We start from the raw sequence: 20,546 nt of genomic DNA, 5'->3' as shown, positions 1-20,546 counted from the left end.
GCAGGACAGTAGGATGGTTTACCTCGATTTACCCATTTGTTTTGGACGTTAGCACTACAGAAAAAAGAAGTGATAGTTTGGTACAGGTAAAAGAGTCTTTACGCAAGGTTCCTAATAAGGGTATTGGATATGGTATGTTGAAATATCTAACGGATGATTTTGATGGATCTATTTCTCCATCGATTGTATTTAATTATTTAGGAGACTTTGGTGATGGTATAGGTAATTCAGAAACTTCTCTTTTTGAGTATTGTTCAGATGATATTGGTTTGAGTTCCTCATCGGATAATGGTCAAGATACGGTATTGGATATTTCAGGTATGATGAGTTCAGGTCGTTTAAGCATGTCGATACGTTATAGTGATGATTTATATGATCAGTCTACAATTGCTAGTTTGATAGCTTCATACAAGTCACATTTAGAGGTATTGATAGGAGAGTTATCAGAAGAGGAGCAGAATCATCTCACACCTTCAGATTTAACGTTTAGAGATTTAAGTATCGATGAGTTAACAGCACTTAACAAGGCAGGAGATGTAGAGGATGTTTATGAACTATCCCCTTTACAACAAGGAATATATTACCATTGGTTATCTAACAATGATACCTCTTTATATTTTGAGCAGATGTCTTATCGTCTAAGAGCAGAGAGCTTAGATGTTAATTTGATTCATCAGGGTTATGATGAACTTGTAAAGAGACATTCTGTATTACGTACTAGTTTTACCAATGATTATGGAGGTACTCCACTACAGGTTGTTCGCAAGGATATTCCTAGTGATTTCAGTTATGAGCAGGCTCCAGAGGGATTAGTGGGTGATGCTTTGGATGCGTATGTAGAGACTATGAAGTTAGAAGATAGATCCAAAGGGTTTGATTTAGAAGGTGGGTCCTCCCAGATGCGCTTAAAAGTATTGGATCTAGGATCGGGTTCTTATGAATTTATTTGGAGCCATCACCATATTTTAATGGATGGATGGTGTATGAGTATCCTGATCAATGATTTCTACGAATTGATGGGAAGTATTGATCAAAATAGAGAGGTTAATCTACCAACACCTGTTCGATATTCGAGTTATATTGATTGGTTAAGCAAGGTTAATAAAGAGGAATCTTTGACATATTGGCGAGAGTATTTAGAGGGGTATGACCATATTTCGGAAGTTCCTTTTAAGGTTAAAGAAGGGGATGCTTCAAGATATACAGAGCGTCGAAATACTTTGAAAATAGAAGGAAATTTATATGAGAAGGTAAATACGTTTTGTAACGACCTAGGGATCACTCAGAACACTTTTATACAAGGAGTTTGGGGGTATTTACTATCGAGATACAACAACACTCAGGATGTTGTATTTGGTTCGGTAGTATCGGGTAGACCTGCAGATTTATCAGGTGTAGAGGATATGATCGGTCTGTTCAGTAATACGATTCCGGTTCGTATAAATTATCAATCCGATGACACCCCATTGAGTCTATTGAAATCGCTACAGGATGAGTCCATTTCCAGTACTTCACATCATTACCTGAATTTATCAGAGGTACAGTCAGAGAGTGAATTAGGAATGGATTTGATCAATCACATTATGATCTTTGAGAATTTTCCAATTCAAGAGGCTATTAAAGATGATATAACCGAAACTAAAAATGAAAAAGAGAAAGCTGCAAAAATAGAAACAATAGAAGCATTCGACCAGTCTAGTTACGGTTTTAATATTGTGGTAGCACCATTTCAGTCATCGCTGTCAATTAAATTTAGATACGACAGTCAGCAATATGACACTGAATCAATAGATAATCTCGTACAACATTTTTATAATGTTATACAAAATTTTGTAGAAGCAAGAGAGCAATCATTAGATACCTTTAATTATTTAGAGAAGGAAGAAACCAACAAATTATTAGATGTATTTAATGATACGGCAGTTGAATATCCAAAAAATAAAACGTTGATAGATTTATTTGAGGAGCAGGTACTACGTACCCCTAGTAATGTAGCTTTAATTTTTGGAGATAAAGAATTTACTTATAAAGAACTAGACGAAAAATCTAATCAACTGGCTCATTGTTTGAAAAAAGAACATTTTGTAGAACAAGGAGATGTAATAGGTGTTCATTTAGACCGCAGTGATTGGGTAATTGTTTCCATATTGGCAATTTTAAAAGCTGGTGGAGTTTATGTGCCTATTGTTCCAGATTTACCAGAAGCACGTAAGGAACATATCATAAATGATACTCAACTAAAATTATTACTTACCGAGACATCATACATGTTTGATTTAGGATTCTATGATGGAAATACTTTTGCTGTAGATGTAGAATTTGAAGCTTCAGACTATGATTTGTTATCGTTAGATACGCGTGTTACGATTCATGATTTAGCCTATATTATTTATACTTCAGGATCTACAGGTATGCCTAAAGGAGTAATGATTGAACACAAAGGTATAGTGAATACTATTCTATCTCAGATAGATATTTTTAATCTCAAAGAGTGTAAGAGAAGTCTACAATTTGCTTCTTTTTCATTTGATGCTTCGATTTCTGAAATATTTATAACACTTTTATCGGGATCCAGCCTTTATTTGATGGGAGACGAAATGCGTAAGGATCCTGGTTTGCTGGAGGATTACATGTATGATAAAGAAATAGAGGTTGCTACAATACCGCCATCTTATTTAAAATTAATGAATATTGAGAAACTACAAAAACTGAAGGTGTTGGTTACTGCAGGAGAATCTCCGGTATATGACAAAGTTGCAGAGTATCTGCAATATGGAACTTACTGCAATGCTTATGGACCAACAGAGACTAGTATTTGCGGAACAGTATTCAAGGCAAATAAGGGTACTGTTTTAGGCTCTGATGTAATTCCAATAGGAACACCTATTTCTAATGCCGGGGTTTATATACTGGATCAGTTCGATATGTTACAACCCATAGGAGTACCTGGAGAAATATGCATTAGCGGTGCTGGGCTTTCAAAGGGGTATTTAAATCATTCAGATCTTACAGAAACTAAGTTTATAGATCACCCTTTTGTTGCGGGAGAACTGCTATATAGAACAGGAGATGTTGGTCGTTGGTTAACTAATGGTAATATAGAATTTTTAGGCCGAAAAGATCATCAAGTAAAGATTAGAGGGCACAGAATAGAATTAGGAGAGATAGAACACCAATTGTTATTAAAAGAGGATATTCTGGAGGCTGTAGTTTTGGCTGTAGATAAAGGAGAGGAGAAAGAATTAGTTGCATATGTGGTTTCAGAAAATGATCAAAACGTAGATGACTTACGTAAGTATTTATCAAAAGCTCTTCCTGAATATATGCTGCCGGCATATTTTGTTCAATTAGAAAAGATTCCGTTAACCATAAATGGAAAAACTGATAAGAAAAAATTGCCAGATCCCGAAGGAATTAAAATGTCGAGCGGTAAAAATTACCTTGCTCCTAAAACAACAGAAGAAAAACTACTTGTTTCCGTTTGGGAGGACGTGTTACAAACAAAATCTATCAGTATTAGTGATAGTTTTTACAGTCTAGGAGGAGATTCAATTAAGTTGCTTAAAATAATATCTGGTTTAAAAGGGTACGGTTATACTCTTAAAATGCAAGATTTATTGAGAAAACCAAAAATTGAAGACCTTGCAAAGGTAATTACGAAAATAGAAACAACAGAAGATCAATTGGTAGTTCCTAACGAGACTTGGGAAATAGGTTGCGAAATTGAAGTTTCAAAAAATCAGCATTATTATTTAAGATCAAAGTATTTTCAAAGTACAATTAGTACTCTTGTTGATAACTATAATGAGAACACTTTCGAATCAAGGTTTAGAGGTTTCCTATCCAATTTCCCAGTTTTATGTGTCAAATTCAAGGAACAAGAAGGTAGGATTATACAAAAGCGTATCTCTTCAGATGATGTGAAGCTGAAAATAGAGACTAAAAAAGTTTCTCGTATTGGTAGAAAGAAAAAAATCAATAAGTTAATTGATTCTCATTTTAAACAATCTTTTGAAATATTTGAAGGAGAATTAATAAGAGTTTTGATCTTAACTGGAGGTAAGGATGAGAAACCCCTTGTAATTGTAGGTATGTATCATGCTTTGACAGATGGATACACCTCTGGTAAAATCGAAAAAGATCTGAGAGCTTATTTCAGTGGAAATAAAATTGAGGCCAGACCTGCTTCTAATTTTGATTTTGTAACGTGGCAAAAACAATTTTTGGTTTCAGAAGAAGGAATGAAGCAAAGAGCGTATTGGATTGATTTAATTGAAAATAGCTCGTTATCCAGGGAAACGTCTGAATCAAGAACTGAATTAACTGAATTTGTAATACAGAAAAACATTATTTCTGGTGAAAATTTTAATCTGGTTAAAGAAGTAGCGAATAGGTTGGAATTGCCAATTAGCGCTTTATTCCTTGGTTTTCATCAAAAATTACTGAATAATATAGGCTTTCAAAACAAATGCTTACAAGGTATCATGGTAAACGGAAGAGAGCAAATTATTAATGGTATAGATATAAGTAAGTTATTAGGAGTTATAGATAATCTACTTCCATTACCACTTCTAGACATAAATAACAATAATGAGATTGAATTTATTCAAGCGGTGTATTCTCAATATCTAGAATCTAGAACATATCAACAAATCCCATATGTTGTTATTCGTCATGATGTTAAAGAAAAATACAATAGAGATATAGACACAAGTTTGGCAGGGAGGTTAAACTTTCAAGACTGGGAGGACTCAATATTGAAAAAGGAAATTAAAGAAACTCTTGTCAAAACAGAAAAATCAAATTGGTTAAAGGGAGTACATCTCAATTGTATCGTTCATTCAAACGGAATAGAAGTTAGTCTAATTTCTTCAAAGGATATCTATGAATCTAAAGAAGATCATTTATCATTAGATACCTTTATCAACAATATCTTAAAGTTAAAGTAATATTTTTCAAACCTTATTAAGGTGTAATTCTGCCTAAAATCTCTTCTTTTTTTAGCAACATGATTCAATTCAAAAGGTGATTTTGAAAACACCCATTTATTGAGTTCTCTAAAAGAAGAAGAGAATCAAACTATTAATAAAAATTAAATATGAGTTTTTTTAATAAAAAAATAATGATAAAAAACCTTTTCATAGTCTTATTACTTCCATTTTTAAGTTTTTCTCAAGTTGAGATATCAGGAAAAGTAAAAGATAAAGCGGATGTTATAGTATATGCCAACGTTATTTTGACCAATGAATCTGGCCAAATTGTTAACGGTGCTATTACAGATGATCAAGGAAACTTCACCATTGGAGTAGCTCGAGGGACATATAATCTACTAATTAAATATCTAGGGTATGAAGATTACAAAACAGTAGTTGTTTTGGAAGAAAGTATGGTGATGGATGATATCTTATTAATAGAAAAGTCCAACAACCTTGATGAAGTAGTCATTGTATCAAAGAAAAGGTTGATAGAACAAAAAGTAGATCGATTGGTTTTTAATGTAGCCGATAATGTTGCAACCAGTGGAGGAGATGCTTTGGATGCATTAAGGATCTCACCAGGTATCGCAGTAAATGATAATCAAATAACAATGATTGGAAAGAGTGGTATGCGAGTTATGGTTGATGGTCGAATTATTCAGATGTCTGGCGAAGAATTGAATAGTTTTTTAAGCTCGATTCCTGCGGATGATATCAAAGAAATAGAAATTATTACCAATCCACCTGCAAAATATGAAGCAGAAGGAAATAGTGGACTTATTAATATTATCTACAAAAGAGGGAAAAATAACTCTTGGAATAACACAGTAGGTTTCACCTATACACAAGCAATATTAGCAAGATACGCCTTAAGAAATAATTTCACATATCAAAAGGACAAGGTAAAGTTACTACTTAGTGTAAATGCCAATACAGGAAATAACGATATAGATCAATTAACTAATATATTTTATACAGATGGTTTATGGGATGTTCGTATTAATCAAAATTGGAATGAAGATAACCTATCAGGTAGATTGATGTTTGACTATGAAATAGGAAAAAGATCGACAATTGGAATTCAATACTTGGGATCAGTAAGTAAACCTGATATTATCGATAAAACTACAGCTACTATATTTGATAATTCCAATAATTTAGAATCATCAATGATTAGTGATGGGTTTAGCGATCAAGATTTTTCTAATCATTCATTAAATGCACACTTCAAAACTGAAATAGATACTTTAGGAAGAAGTATTTCCATCGATTTAGATTATTTTGATTATAATTCTGACAGAGATAGAAATATTATCACAGAGGATTTTTCTGCTGATAATATATCTCAAGGTATAAGTTTTTCAAATCAAACAAATACCAACCATTTCAATAAAAATTATAGTGCAAAAATTGATGTTGAACATCCATTTTCAAAGTTTGATTTGTCCTATGGTGCGAGGGTCAGTGTTACGGAAAGTGAATATGAAACCGCTAATTTTAATACCATAACGGGGGCACCAGTATTAGATCCGTCACAGTCTGACGAATTTGAATATACCGAACATAATCAAGCTGTTTATGTGAATGCAGTTAAAAAGATAGGAGAAAAATGGGAAACTCAATTAGGATTAAGATTAGAGAATACATTAACTGAAGGTTTTTCTAAGTCACTAAATCAAACCAATGATTTAGATTATCTAAAGTTGTTTCCAACATTCTATTTATCCTATAATATGAATGATAGTAATTCATTTTCAATTAACTATGGAAGAAGAATTAATAGGCCCGGATATTCTCAATTAAATCCTGCACGGTATTACGTAAACAATAATACCTTTTCTACAGGAAATCCTTTTTTACAACCTTCTTTTGATAATAACATAGAGTTGTCCCATAATTATAAAGGTAAGTTTGTTACGAAATTATTTTTTAATTATGAAACAGATGGGTTTGGGGTAATTTCATCTGTAGATGATGACACAAATGAGCAGGCAATAACCTTTGAGAATTTTTATAATCAATACAACTATGGATTATCGGAGTTTTACACATTTAGCCCTACATCATGGTGGAGAAGCCAAAATAGCTTATATCTTATACAATCCGAGTCTGAGTTTTTTAACCAAAATATTAATGCGCAGGTACAAAATGGTTTCAGGTATTATATAGCTACAAATAATACATTTACCTTAAATAAATCAAAAACAATTAGGTCTCAGATTAATTTTTGGTACAGTTCTCCATTTGAAAGAGACCTATACCAATATGACGACAATTATAGATTGGATATTGCTTTAAAATTCAGTTTGATGAAAAAAACTCTTAATGCATCATTGGGAGTATATGACGTGCTTAATACTAGTCCACGTTTACAGACATCATTTATCAATGATATTAAACAAACGTATATCAGGTTCCCGAGTAATAGATATTTTAGAATGTCACTGAGCTATAACTTTGGAAATAAAAAGGTTCGAGTTAGACAGAGAAGTTTCGGGAATGAAGATGAGAAACGAAGAGCAGGTAATTAACTTTCATTCTTGTAGGGTATAGATTCATATTCTATTTATATTTTTTTAATAAGCTTCTTTTAGATTCTATCTCTTACAGGTTAAAAAGTGTTTGATATGTTCTTTGGCTTTGTTGTAATAGAATAGATGCAATACCTAAAAATATAACACATGTATACACAAAATAAAACTCAAATTTTCCTCCTTCATTTTGCAGGAGGGAGTTGTCACTCCTATGATTTTCTAAGAAAATATTTTGATAAAAATGATTATGAATTTCATGCATTAGAACTACCTGGAAGAGGTAAAAGAAGTAACGAACAGTTTGTTTTAGATAAAGAAAAGGCGATTCAAGATTACTTTAATCAACTTAAAACAATACGAGTTAAAAATCAACCCTATATCGTGTATGGTCATAGTATGGGGTCTACCTTAGGTCTTTCAGTTGTGAAAAGAATGGAAGAAATTGGAGATGCTCCTCAAGTGCTAATAGTAACCGGTAATCCAGGCCCAGGTGTGTCTAGAAGAGAAAAAAAACATTATTTATTAGATGATTTGGCATTTAAAGAAGAGCTAAGAAAACTAGGAGGAGTTCCAGAAGAAGTTCTGGAAAATCAAGAGCTCTTTGATTATTTCAGTCCAATAATGAGAGCCGATTTTGAGGTCTTAGAAAAGGATAATTTTTTGGAAAAGGGATTAGTCTTAGACACCCCGATTTATGCAATGATGGGAGAAAAAGAAGAGACGGTAGACAAAATAAAAAATTGGAACCGGTTTACACGGAATGAATTTAAGTTTAAAATTTTCCCAGGAAATCACTTTTTTATAAACGATTACCCTTTGGATATAGCAAGAACAATTTTAAACCAATCCAGAAAATTAGTGCTGGGATAGATTTCCATAAAAGGACAGAATTTTTGACGGACTTAAAATTTTCAAAATGAAAAAAAAAGAATCTAAACAAATTAAGACTAGTAAAAAGTGAATATCTAAAATGTAAGAAGGATTAAAATGATAAAAGATAAATTTATGGTCAAAACCAAAGAATCAAAAGAACAGCTCGATGGGAAAATGTTAAAAATTATTTTCGACGAGTTTTCCATAGCATGGTCTAAGAAAATGGATACTCAAGGAAATGTACCTACATTTCAAGATCTTTTAATAAAAGATGGTCTCACTATATTCTCATTAAATATTGATCGGATACATCCAGATGATGATTTAGAGAAGATATTCGTGAAAATGGAGAATTTTGTACCAAGAGAAAATATTGAAGCATTTGTTTCTCAAATAGTAAACTGGTACTATGGACGTTATGTAAATTACGATAAGCGAACAAAATCTAATCCTAATTTTTTAAGAAAGTCTTCTCAGGATCGAAGTTTCAGTATGAGTCAGGGGCAGTTTGATTGTTTAAAATGGAAGGATACTATTTTATTTAAAACAGTTTATGATCTGGCAATATATCAAATGCTAATTTGGGACCTTAAGCCAAAAACCATATTAGAAATTGGATCAGGAACTGGAGGAAGTGCAGTTTGGATGTCCGATCTGATTGCAGCTTATGGATTTGATTGCCAAATTATTTCATTCGATATAAACCCACCTAGTACTAAATATAAAAATGTAACCTTTCTTAAAGGGGATTCTAATAAAATCGATACCGTATTGACAGTTGATATGTTGAAAGAGCTACCACATCCTTGGTTGATAATAGAAGATGCCCATGTGAATGTTCATGGAGTTTTAAGTTATTTCCATCGTTTTATGGATAAGGGAGATTATCTAATTGTTGAAGATAGTGGAGAAAAGCAAGAAGTAATTGCAAGATTCCTAGAAGACAAAAAGCAACATTACTTAGTGGATGCTTTGTATTGTGATTTCTTTGGACATAATGTAACCTGCTCGTATGACTCAATTTTCCGGAGAACTTAATGCATATATAATAATGTTGTTAAACACCTTTAACGCAGAAAATCCATCACCGTAATTAAATCATAAAAATAATATTTAATTTAAAATCAATATTGTGAAAAAAGAAATTTTAGAAATAAGTAGATCAAAATTAGTTCCGCTGAAATCGATTGTGGGATATTCTATACTTGCAATTATTTCAGGTCTTTCGGGTTTTACTTTTATCGCAACCATAAATAATGTAATAAGTCAATCAATAAGTTCAGATTCCGTTAATTTAAATAATTATTTATGGATATTCTTAGGGACAATTATTGTATTTTTTGTTACCCGAAGATGGTTGTCAGGTGGAATAATAAATCTATCCCAAAACATATATTGGGGCATAAGAAAAGACGTAATAAAGTTAATTCTTGGGGCGCCATATAGAAAGCTGCAGGAATACAAAGATGAAGTGTATTCTACACTAACATCCGATGTAGGAAATATTACAAGTGCTTCATTATTGGTAATTACTTTTTTTTCGTCCATTATCTTAATAATTTCCTGTTTAGGGTATATGGCATATTTGTCGATAAGTCTGTTTTTGGTAAGTCTGGCTGTAATTGTTGTAGGAGTTTTGGTATATACTTTTAGAGCTAGAAAGGGAGATCAGCAATTTCAGGAAGTGCGTGAATTAGAAAGAAGTTTCATGAGAACTTTTTCAAGTATTTTGGATGGATCAAAAGAAATAAATATTAATCCTAATAAAGGAATTGATATTTATGAAAATAAACTAATTGATATTATCAGTCACGGAAAAGAAACCAATGTAAAAGCGTACTTAAGATATTTGAATAGTGAACTGGTTAGTCAATTACTGTTTTACGGGTTAATAACATTTATTCTTGTATATGCCGGACAAATTTTAGATGTTTCAATTGATATTGTAATCAGTTTTGTTTTTGTATTACTCTATTTGTTAGGACCTATAGTTAATGTAATGACAATTATACCCTTTATGAGTAATGCTGTTATTTCTCTAAAGAAGATGAATACCCTAAAACAGGAATTAGAAAATCATCAATTTGAAGCACAAGCTAGGGAATCCAATAAATCCAAATATTATAATTTTAGTACCTTAGAAATAAAAGACTATTCATTCTCTTATGGTGAGAATACATTTTCTGTAGGCCCCATTAATTTAGAAATTAATAGAAATGAGGTTGTTTTTATTTATGGAGGAAATGGTTCAGGAAAAACAACATTTATAAATACTATATTACAATTATTTAATTTGGATAAAGGCACTGTTACTATAGACAACATTCCATTGGCTTTAGAACAAATGGATCTTGTTAAAAGTATGTTTTCTCCTGTTTTTAGTGATTTTTATCTGTTTGATGAATTCTATGGTATAGAAAAAGTAGATGTAAACAAGGTTAATTACTATTTGGAATTATTTGAATTGAAGAATAAGGTAACAATTGAAAAAAATAAATTTTCTACCACCGATCTTTCTACTGGTCAGCGTAAACGCCTAGCATTAATTTACGCGCTGTTAGAAGACAGACCTATTTTGGTTTTAGATGAATGGGCTGCTGATCAAGATCCTTATTTCAGAAAAAAGTTTTACAAAGAAATAATACCAAAAATTCTTAATAATGAAGATAAAACAATCATCGCAATTACCCATGATGACAGCTATTATCATGTAGCAGATAAATTATTAAAAATGGAATTTGGAAAATTAACTGAGATCAACAAAAAAATGTTGGAAACAATTTTATAGAAACACTATTAAAACCATAATGCTCTCTTAACTTAACAGCTGGTATAACAGTTTCTATCTTTATAAACATAATTTTATTGTTCATTTTCTTCAATTAAAATTACCAGAAAAGTTACTCCAAGTTAATTTCTTAATACATAAAACTTATTATGCAAGTTAGACTTTTAACAGTCTAGTCTATGCTATAAATTCAATTGATTTTTTAAAGTATAAACAGATGAAAGTAATTAAAACAGTACTTACTTTAGTACTATGTATTGGTTGGATATTTATTACAAATTATAAATTCGAACCTATCAATTCTATTGGTCCATTACTAACCTATAAAACAGGTTTGTTATCCATTCCTCTTCCGGAAAATGAAATAAAAGAGATTCATAGCAACAAGCATAAACCAAAGGTTTATATAGATGATATTGGTATTCCTCACATCTATGGAAAAAAGAATAATGATGTGGCTTTTGGTATGGGATACATGCATGCCAAGGATCGATATTTTCAAATGGAAATGATAACAAGAACAGTTTTGGGAGAAATGTCTGAAGTCTTTTCTGAAGAAACAGTTTCTTCAGATAGTTTTTGGACGCCCTATGAGTTTGATAGAAAATCAAAAGAACTGTTAGAAGATTATAAAAAGAATGCACCAGAGTTTTATGAGTATTTGCTAGCTTATTCAGAAGGAGTAAATGAATATCTACTTCATAATAAGAATACGGATCCTTTGTATAAAATTTTTGGAGAAACACCGAGGGATTGGAAACCCGAGTACTCTTTGCTCGTAACATGGTATATGAGCTGGTCACTAACCTATTTCGATCAGCATGTTGGATTAAATGAAGTACTAACATCTCTTTCAGATGAAGAGCGCGATTATTTTTATCCTTTACACCCTAAAGGCTTAAAAACTATCTTGCCTTCTAATGATAGTATTAAAACTAGAAAAAAGAAAAAATATCTAGAAAGCGTGGCTACCACAAATATAGAAGAAAACACGAACCCTTTAGGTTTTCATACAGGAATAGGGAGCAATAATTGGGTAGTTAATGCCATTAAAACCAAAAATGGGAAGTCAATATTGGCAAATGATCCACATTTGTTTCTAACATTGCCAGAAGCATTTTATGAAGTGCACATGGTCTCAGGTTCACTGGCAGTATATGGTTTTTCTATCCCTGGAGTTCCAGTAATTGTAAGTGGTCATAATAATCAAGTTTCATGGGGTATAACTAATGGTGAATGGGATTTAGTTGATAGGTACCAATTAAAAGTAAAAAATGATAGTTTATATTTTTATGAAGATAATTGGGTTCCATTTGATAAGAAGCAATATACAATTCGTGTTAAAGGAAAAAAAGATAAGCTAATAAATCATAAAACAACTCTACATGGGAAAGTAATTCAAGAGAATAATAAAGAGTATTACGCTCAATACTGGTATGCTTCCGATAAAAGCTACTCTGTAAAGTCAATGTTTGAAATGATGCAAAGTAAAAATTGGGATGATTTTACCAGTTCGTTAAAAGATTATGGATATCCACCTCAAAACTTCATTTACACAGACAAAAATGATAATATAGGAGTTGTATGTGCCGGAAAATTACCAAATAGAGATCAAAATTATATGGGAGAACTTTTGGATGGGACACAAAAAAGTCAGATGCGAAATGCCATTGATACATTATGGTATACACAAAACCCGAGTAACAATTTTTTGTTTTCTGGAAATCAACAACCCATTCAAAATAACACTTATTTTGGCTACCACGGTCTTAAAGATGATTATCGAGTAGAACGTATTAATTCGTTGCTACATGAAAAAAATGATTGGGGAATAGATGAAATTCAAAAAATGCAATCTGATGAGGTTGATCTGTCATTTTTTGAATTTAAAGAACTACTGGATATCTACGGAGTAGATAATAAGTATCAAGAATTGGTAAATGGTTTAATGGATTGGAATGGAGACATGAAAGCAGATAATAATCAAGCTTTGATATACGAATTGCTTAGGAGAGGTATTGAAAAAGAGGCCAAAAAATTTGCAAAGAAGTATTTAAAAGTAAATCGCTCTCCATCTTTTAAATATTTTACAAAGTATCTTAAAGATAAAGAGTACGTAATCGCTAATGCTACTCCTAAAAATGAGATTTTAAATAAGGTATTACATTCTGTAGATTCTATTCTAAATCATCATCATGGAAAAGAGTGGAAAAAAGAAACCTATAAGAATATCTCTACTTTGAAGATCAATAATATTTCATTTATCCCTGGTTTAGGTGTGAAAATTGAAGATGTTGGTGGAAATACTAACACAATAAATATGAATACGAAATACCATCATCCAGTTTTTAGAGCAATATATGAGATGAATAAGGAGGAGATAAAGGCATACACAGTTTTAGCCGGAGGACAAAGTGGTAAAATTAACTCAAACCACTATAAAGATCAGTTAGAGTTATGGAGAAAAGGAAAATATAAGCAGTCTCAATTTGTTAATACTCCTGATGAATTAAAAAATATTAAAAACATAATAAAATTTAACTAATGAAAAAAATACTTAATTATTGGCCATATCTAATTGCTTTGATTCCACAATTTATTTTTAATAATTATCTGTTGATTGTTATTACAACATTTTTGGTAGGTTTAACATCCAGATTTTATATAAAAAATAAATGGGTACTGGTAAAAATGTTTTTATTGGAACTTTTAACTTTCACTATTATATTTTTAATAGTCGGGGATAGAATATTTTATCTAGATGAAATTCTACTTAATCTTAATTTGTCCGAATCACTTCTCGTAATAATTTTTCCAATATTTAACGCTCTTAATATTTCCATTTTATTTTTTACAGGATATATGCTTGGTACATTATTATTTGGCAAAAAAATAGCTACAAACACAGCGTTGAGTTAATAAGTTCTCTGTTTTCTTTTAGAAAAAATTTTTCAAAGAATTTATTTCCATTATGATAGATCTCTTTTAGTAAAGAGGTGTAATATGAAAACCAAGAACAGGTATAACAAATCTTTCTTTAAATTAAAATAACATTATGTGTAAAAATAGAATAAATGGAGGATGTTTTAAAAAAAGCCTTCAAAATACGTCCGGAGCGAAATTATACACAGAAGCAAAAAAAATAACCTCTGCTCACAACCTTTCATGCCAGTGTCTATTAAAAAAGAATCTGTCTTGATTTCTCTTCCACCATACTTTGGATTATAATATTCAAAACTTCAATTACCTTTTTTATTGAATAAGTCAATAGAGTAAACAATACAATGTTTATCTCTTGAGCTTTTGCAACTGTAGTTTTAACAAATAGTTGTTAGAGATTCGAAATTATCTTAAAGTTTTATAGGCTTTAAGAAATAATCATATTGAGTCATATATAATTAAAGATCTGTAAATAATATTAGGATTTTTATCAACATGAAAAACAAGAAGATTCAAAATTTTGAATTAAAAAGAACAACTATATCTAGGTTAAATCAAAATCAAGTAAAAGATGGAAGAGCAAATTTTGTCATGAAATATCTGATACAACTTATACTGGTAGTTCCAGTAAAAATGATAGCGCAGATCAGGTTATTATCACTAATTCATAATTTGATCTTTGATTTAAAATATTTTAAAGATTAACAGAAGAATTATTGTTCTCATAGAATCTAAACAGATCAATAATTTAGATTCTATGGATCAAGTAAAAGTAACTATAAAATTGATTTGAGATTCAAGCTTAAGGATGTTAATCAAACAATTTCAATGAAGAATTATAAGGATATATTGAACAAAAAATTAAACGAAATCAGTAATGTATTGAGGTAAGATTATGAAAAAAAGAAACTAATTTATAATCTAGAATTTCAGGAATTGGTTTAGCAATAATGTCTATTTAACGGAATTTGATATAAAATAGGACGAATATATATTGTTAAGCTAGTTTCTGATCAAATTACCATACATACTCCTAATTCGTTAATCCTAAAATTTTGTAGTATGAAAAATCAACCTAAAAAAAACTTTAATGCTTTAAAAATTCAAAATAGAGAAAGAGGCAGTCTTATTAACGATAGAAAAATACTTTTGGATGCCAAGAGTAGATCTGGTTTAAATAATATGAGAAAAGTTTAAAAGTATCTCACTTTTTACTAGAATTTACCTAGCATTTCATCAAAACAAAAACAATCATATTTATAGTGAGAAAAAAAGTGTTTTAATTTAAGTATGTCAGTTTAATTTCAAAATTAAACAAAATACAGACTGAAGGTATTAGAATTCCTTTTTTGCCCAAAGTGACTGACATGACAGCATTGTTAAACCAATTGTTAATCTAAAGATTAGTAGATTCCTGATTAAACTTTAGTATAATTAAGTATCTGCCAATTTGTATAGGTAAACAGCTTAAAAGTATGATATTCATAAGCTTAAGATGTTTTTTACGAGGCCAGATCATCAAGAAGGCCTTTAAACATTCTTAACAAGCTTATCTCACTAATATAAAAATACTTCGAATTTATGAATACAGATATTAAATTCTCTAATCTTCACATATCAAGAAGTAAGTCTAAAGCAATACTGGTTATTGAAAAAGACTTAATAAGCATATTTGGTGAAAGTTTTCCAACATCAATAGACAAAAAAGGAAGAATAATTAATATAAAAAATATAAAATTGAATAGTTCTTTATCTACTAGATTTACATATCAAATGTGGAGTTTAAACTTCTTATATCGTACCCTGAAGAAGTCTAATGATCAATTTGGGACCTATGAGTTAAGAAAAAAAGTAGAGAGTCTATTATCTCGAACCTCCCAAAAGCTAGTACAAAGTTCTAGAGTAGAAGATATTTCTTCTCTAATTACATATTTAGAACAAGAACAATGTTTTATCAAGGACGGTGTTATAGATCGCTTTTATGTCAGAAAGAACACCCATATAGCAAAGGCTAGTTAAAACTTTAAATTTTGGTATAAGAAAACAGTAGAAAAGTTCCTGTTTTCAAAAAAAGAAAAAGTTAATTTTTACTTTCTCAAGTATCAAAATAAAATATCTCTCTTCTTCAAAATATTTACAATAAAAATCGTCAAAAAAATAAAGATGAATTTACAATGTACAAACGTATTAGAACATTTTATGTATATACATGAGTGTTTGCAAATTGAAATCAAAGAAAATGAATCTTACTTGCTTCATTATTCATTTGATAAACAGTTTGATAAAAGTCAATGGACTTACTATTTGGATTTTTTACCAGTGTCGTTTCAAAAAGAAGTTTTGAGATATAGAAGATGGCAAGATCGATATAACTGTCTTCTAGGAAAGCTTATGGTATATGCAGGTTTTTACTTGTTTAATGCACATAAGATAGAGTTTAAAAACTTTCTCAAAGATTCCTATGGTAAACCATTTATTAAAAATAGCAACTTGAATTTTAATATCTCCCATAGTGGTAATACGGTTGTCTGTATTTTTAGCCATCAAGATATTGGAATTGATATTGAAGAAATTCAGCATATAGAATATACATTATTCGAAAATGTGTTTTCTGACCAAGAAATGCAAAAAATAGAACAATATGGAGTTTCTAAGTTCTATGAATATTGGACGAAAAAAGAGGCTATTATAAAGGCTATAGGTAAAGGTATGTCGATACCTCTTTTGGATATAAAACTTGAGGATAACTATAGCATCTATAATGGAAATAGATGGTACACTAAAAGCGAAAAAATGGGTAATGTATATTGTTCTATTGCTTCTCAATATCAACAAAATAATGTCAATTTGATAGAACTAATTTTTTAATTATAACTTTAATTTTAGTCTTGTCATTGTATTTTGGAACATCTTTTACACTTATTGTTTTCTCTACATATGATAAGAATTCTATTCTTCTTAAGCTACTTTAATAGCATTATATTATTGTAGTCACTCATTTAATTTTAGATCATTATGAAAGTCTTAAAATTTGGAGGGACCTCTATGGGTACCGTTGATAGCTTATATCAAATTCAAAGTATTTTAATTTCAGATAAAACACAAAAGTTTGTTGTCTGTTCAGCTATGTCAGGAATCACAGATCAACTAATTAATTTAGCTAAAGCAGTTAAGCAGAAGAATAAAAAAAATGCTTTAAAGTATATAGACTTAATTGCAAGCAGACATTTCAATGTTATTGATGCATTGATAGAGAGTTTAAACTTTAGGATTCTATTAAAAAACGAAGTTTTAAGAACTCTAGATGGAGTTTTAGATCTTTTCATGCAAGACTACTCTAAAGCTATTGAATATCAGGTAATTACTTCAGGGGAAATACTAATAACTAGAATTTTTTCGAGTTATCTTAACCTTACAGGTATACCTAATATTCATTTAGATGCAAAGGACTTTATGCGTGTTGATTCTTTAGAAAATCCTGATATTAATGAAGTTTATAGAAGGCTTAATAATATTTTGACCTCCCAAAATAATACGGATATTTTTATAACGCAGGGGTTTATTTGTAAAAATCATAAAAATGAGATTAGCCATCTCAAAAGAGGAGGCAGTGATTACACAGCTTCAATTATTGGGGCGGCTGTAGATGCAGAAGAAATTCAGATTTGGACAGACATTGATGGATTACATAACAACGATCCAAGATTTGTAAATAGCACCTATCCAATTCCTGAAATTTCTTTTGAAGAAGCCTCAGAATTAGCATTCTTTGGAGCAAAAATACTTCATCCTGAAACAGTACTTCCAGCAATACAAAAAAACATTCCCATATTAATAAAAAATACATTTAAACCTTACTCAAAAGGAACTGTTATTTCAGAAAAAGTAAATATAACAGGACTTAAAGCTATTGCAGCAGAGGATAATACTATGATGTTAAAAATCAAATCAGAAAGAATTTTAACTAATCACCAATACATAAAAGCGGTTTTCGACATTTTTGACGAATACAGTATTGCTCCCAAATTAGTGAATATATCTAATACGATGATTTCAGTGATTATAAATAAACTTGAACATTTAAAAAAAATAACTGTTGCTCTTAACAAATTTTCTGTCGTAACCGTTCATAAAGATTGTACAATCATCACTGTTGTAGGTAAATCTATAACCAATGATAAAAATTTTTGTAAAATATTTGAAAGCAAGAGCTTGTGTCCATTAAAGATGATCAACTACGAGGGAAATTCTAAGGTTTCTTTAGTAGTGGATTCAAGACAAAAAGTTACAGTTCTTAGATCGTTAAACGAAAGATTATTTCAAGAGTATTACGAGGCAATTGCTTTTAGTTAACATGTAACTGTAAAACATTCTCTTTTCCCATAAATACAATCGTTTTCACATTTTCAATTTAGCAAAACAGATGTTTTGGAATGATGTATTCTCGTCATTGCATTTAAACATTTTTAGTAAAGTCTAAACCCTAATAGACTTAAAATGATTAGGGAAGTATCACAATAATTATATTTTAATATGAAAAAAAAACAATTAAAAAATCTCAACTTTAAGAAAGAATTAATTACAAGGTTAGCCCAAAACAAAGTACAGGGCGGACAACAATTTCTAAAAACCGGCGAAACGGAAAATTGGTGTTCACGAGATTGTTCAGGAGGTGCTGTATGCTAACCAAATTATATAATATGAAGGGTGAAATGTAATCATAGTAACCTAGATATTATATGAAATTACATTTTATTTAAAAGCCTAATTATTTGTTTCCAAATGATTAGGCTTTTTTTGTTATAGGAGTGTTTAATACTCCAAGGCTTACCTCATACGAAAAAATAGTATTGTTAATGATGCAATATACTTGAATAACAATCATCTTTAGGATTCAGGAAAAGAGTTGTAAGTCCGCGATACCATGCATGATATTTATCCATTTGAAATAATGAGATAAGGATTTTACTTTTCATATGTGTTCAAAATTGTAGTATGCTAAAAATCAAACCATGATATATATCATATGTATCTAGTTTCTTAGGAATTACTTTTGGAGTATATTTTAAAGTAATGCATATGAAAACAAATATTCAGTTCGTGCAGATGCCAACCAGTGAAACTATGGAGGGTTATGTGCATGAAAAATTAGAAAAACTCTACAGGAAATACGATTGGATTATTAAATCTGATGTTTTTTTCAAAAAAGAAAATGATCCCAAAGGAAAAGGGAAAATTTGTAATATAGAACTAAGTATTCCTGGTCCTAGAATTTATGCTACTTCCAATGAAAATAATTTTGAAATGGCATTTAAAGAAACTATTAAGGATATCGAGACACTGCTGAAGAAAAAGAAGCAGGAGATCAAACCATATCATTAGTGCCATTTACAAGTTCGATAATATTCGATTCTAAAGGGCGCCATCTATCAATATACCTATTTAGTTAGTGGTGCTCTATGAATTTATTTATAAATCCATACATATAAACCCATGAAATAAGCCATAACAATTAAGTTGATATCCACCGATATGATTAGATGGCGATTCGATCTGACCATTAAAAAACAATAAAAATATAAACAGATGAAAAAAATTCTTGTCCCTGTAGATTTTTCGGAATATTCCGAATACGCTTTAGAAGCGGCAGCTATTATTGCTAAAAAATTAAACTCAGAAATTATCGTATTACATATGCTTGGTTTATCAGAAGCCATTCTTACCAAAGATGAAAGTCAGGAAGTAGCAGAAGCTATGTATTATATGAAACTAGCAGAAAAAAGATTTAGCACTTTTTTAGATAAACGGTATTTAGAAGGAATTAAAGTTTCCGAAACGGTTCAGAACTATAAAATCTTTAGCGAGGTAAATAAAGTGGCTAAAGAATATGATGCAGATCTCATCGTAATGGGATCACACGGAACAAGTGGAATGAGTGAGGACATATTCGTTGGTTCGAATACAGAGAAAGTTGTACGAACTTCGGATGTACCCGTATTGGTAATTAAGCAAGCGGTCACAGATTTTAAGATACAAGAAGTGGTTTTTGCCTGCGATTTCAAAATAGAAAATATTCGTCCTTATGTAAATGCAATTAATTTGTTCGAATCTTTTGGAGCTAAAATACACCTATTGTATATTAATCTTCCTGGAGATAGTTTTAGAAGCTCTGACCAAATAGAAGAAAGGGTGAAAGAGTTTTTGTTTAAAGCTGATGCTGGAAGTATTGAAAGGTTTAAGGATGTTGTTTTTTATAATGATTATACCGTAGAAAATGGTATTTACAAGTATAGTAATCAGGTAGATGCCGATGTAATTGCTATTCCAACTCATGGAAGAAAAGGACTTTCTCACTTTTTTAATGGAAGTATTGGAGAGGATATAGCAAATCATGCTAATAGACCTGTGATTACATTTAGAATTTAAATCACATAT

General features: G+C 30.5%; 13 protein-coding genes. All 13 read left to right on the top strand.

Features of this window, described 5'->3' with window-relative positions; genetic code table 11:
- A partial coding sequence (locus ABD077_RS22135; protein WP_343914392.1) for an amino acid adenylation domain-containing protein occupies window positions 1–4,949 on the top strand: 4,949 nt, incomplete at its 5' end.
- 173 nt (window positions 4,950–5,122) lie between these two features.
- Window positions 5,123–7,507: a TonB-dependent receptor domain-containing protein gene (locus ABD077_RS22130; protein ID WP_343914391.1), complete on the top strand. Its 2,385-nt coding sequence runs from the start codon at window positions 5,123–5,125 to the stop codon at window positions 7,505–7,507.
- A 150-nt stretch (window positions 7,508–7,657) separates the two neighbouring features.
- Window positions 7,658–8,380, top strand: coding sequence for a thioesterase II family protein (locus ABD077_RS22125; protein WP_343914390.1), 723 nt, complete (start codon window positions 7,658–7,660; stop codon window positions 8,378–8,380).
- Window positions 8,381–8,497: 117 nt separating this feature from the next.
- A complete protein-coding gene (locus tag ABD077_RS22120) occupies window positions 8,498–9,421 on the top strand; it encodes a CmcI family methyltransferase (protein WP_343914389.1) in 924 nt (307 codons plus the stop codon).
- Between the two features lie 94 nt (window positions 9,422–9,515).
- Entirely contained in the window at window positions 9,516–11,171 is a 1,656-nt protein-coding gene (locus tag ABD077_RS22115; protein ID WP_343914388.1) for a cyclic peptide export ABC transporter, read from the top strand.
- Window positions 11,172–11,388: 217 nt separating this feature from the next.
- Window positions 11,389–13,716, top strand: a complete 2,328-nt coding sequence (locus tag ABD077_RS22110; protein WP_343914387.1) for a penicillin acylase family protein — start codon at window positions 11,389–11,391, stop codon at window positions 13,714–13,716.
- Window positions 13,716–14,090 (top strand): hypothetical protein, encoded by a 375-nt coding sequence (locus ABD077_RS22105; RefSeq protein ID WP_343914386.1) that lies wholly within the window; start codon window positions 13,716–13,718, stop codon window positions 14,088–14,090. Before ABD077_RS22110 ends, ABD077_RS22105 begins: the two co-directional genes overlap by 1 nt.
- A 1,083-nt stretch (window positions 14,091–15,173) precedes the next feature.
- Entirely contained in the window at window positions 15,174–15,308 is a 135-nt protein-coding gene (locus tag ABD077_RS22100; protein WP_343914385.1) for a hypothetical protein, read from the top strand.
- 384 nt (window positions 15,309–15,692) lie between these two features.
- Window positions 15,693–16,130 carry a hypothetical protein gene (locus tag ABD077_RS22095; RefSeq protein WP_343914384.1) on the top strand — a complete coding sequence of 146 codons (438 nt, stop codon included), beginning with the start codon at window positions 15,693–15,695 and terminating at the stop codon, window positions 16,128–16,130.
- A gap of 144 nt (window positions 16,131–16,274) precedes the next feature.
- Window positions 16,275–16,979, top strand: a complete 705-nt coding sequence (locus ABD077_RS22090) for a 4'-phosphopantetheinyl transferase family protein (RefSeq protein ID WP_343914383.1) — start codon at window positions 16,275–16,277, stop codon at window positions 16,977–16,979.
- Between the two features lie 147 nt (window positions 16,980–17,126).
- On the top strand, window positions 17,127–18,464 hold the full coding sequence (locus ABD077_RS22085) for an aspartate kinase (protein ID WP_343914382.1): 1,338 nt from the start codon (window positions 17,127–17,129) through the stop codon (window positions 18,462–18,464).
- 726 nt (window positions 18,465–19,190) lie between these two features.
- Window positions 19,191–19,493, top strand: coding sequence for an HPF/RaiA family ribosome-associated protein (locus ABD077_RS22080; RefSeq protein ID WP_343914381.1), 303 nt, complete (start codon window positions 19,191–19,193; stop codon window positions 19,491–19,493).
- Window positions 19,494–19,697: 204 nt separating this feature from the next.
- Window positions 19,698–20,537: a universal stress protein gene (locus ABD077_RS22075; RefSeq protein WP_343914380.1), complete on the top strand. Its 840-nt coding sequence runs from the start codon at window positions 19,698–19,700 to the stop codon at window positions 20,535–20,537.
- Window positions 20,538–20,546 lie beyond the last annotated feature (9 nt).

Source organism: Aquimarina litoralis (assembly GCF_039523995.1).
Lineage (GTDB): Bacteria > Bacteroidota > Bacteroidia > Flavobacteriales > Flavobacteriaceae > Aquimarina > Aquimarina litoralis.
This window is presented reverse-complemented; position numbering and strand designations above follow the sequence as displayed.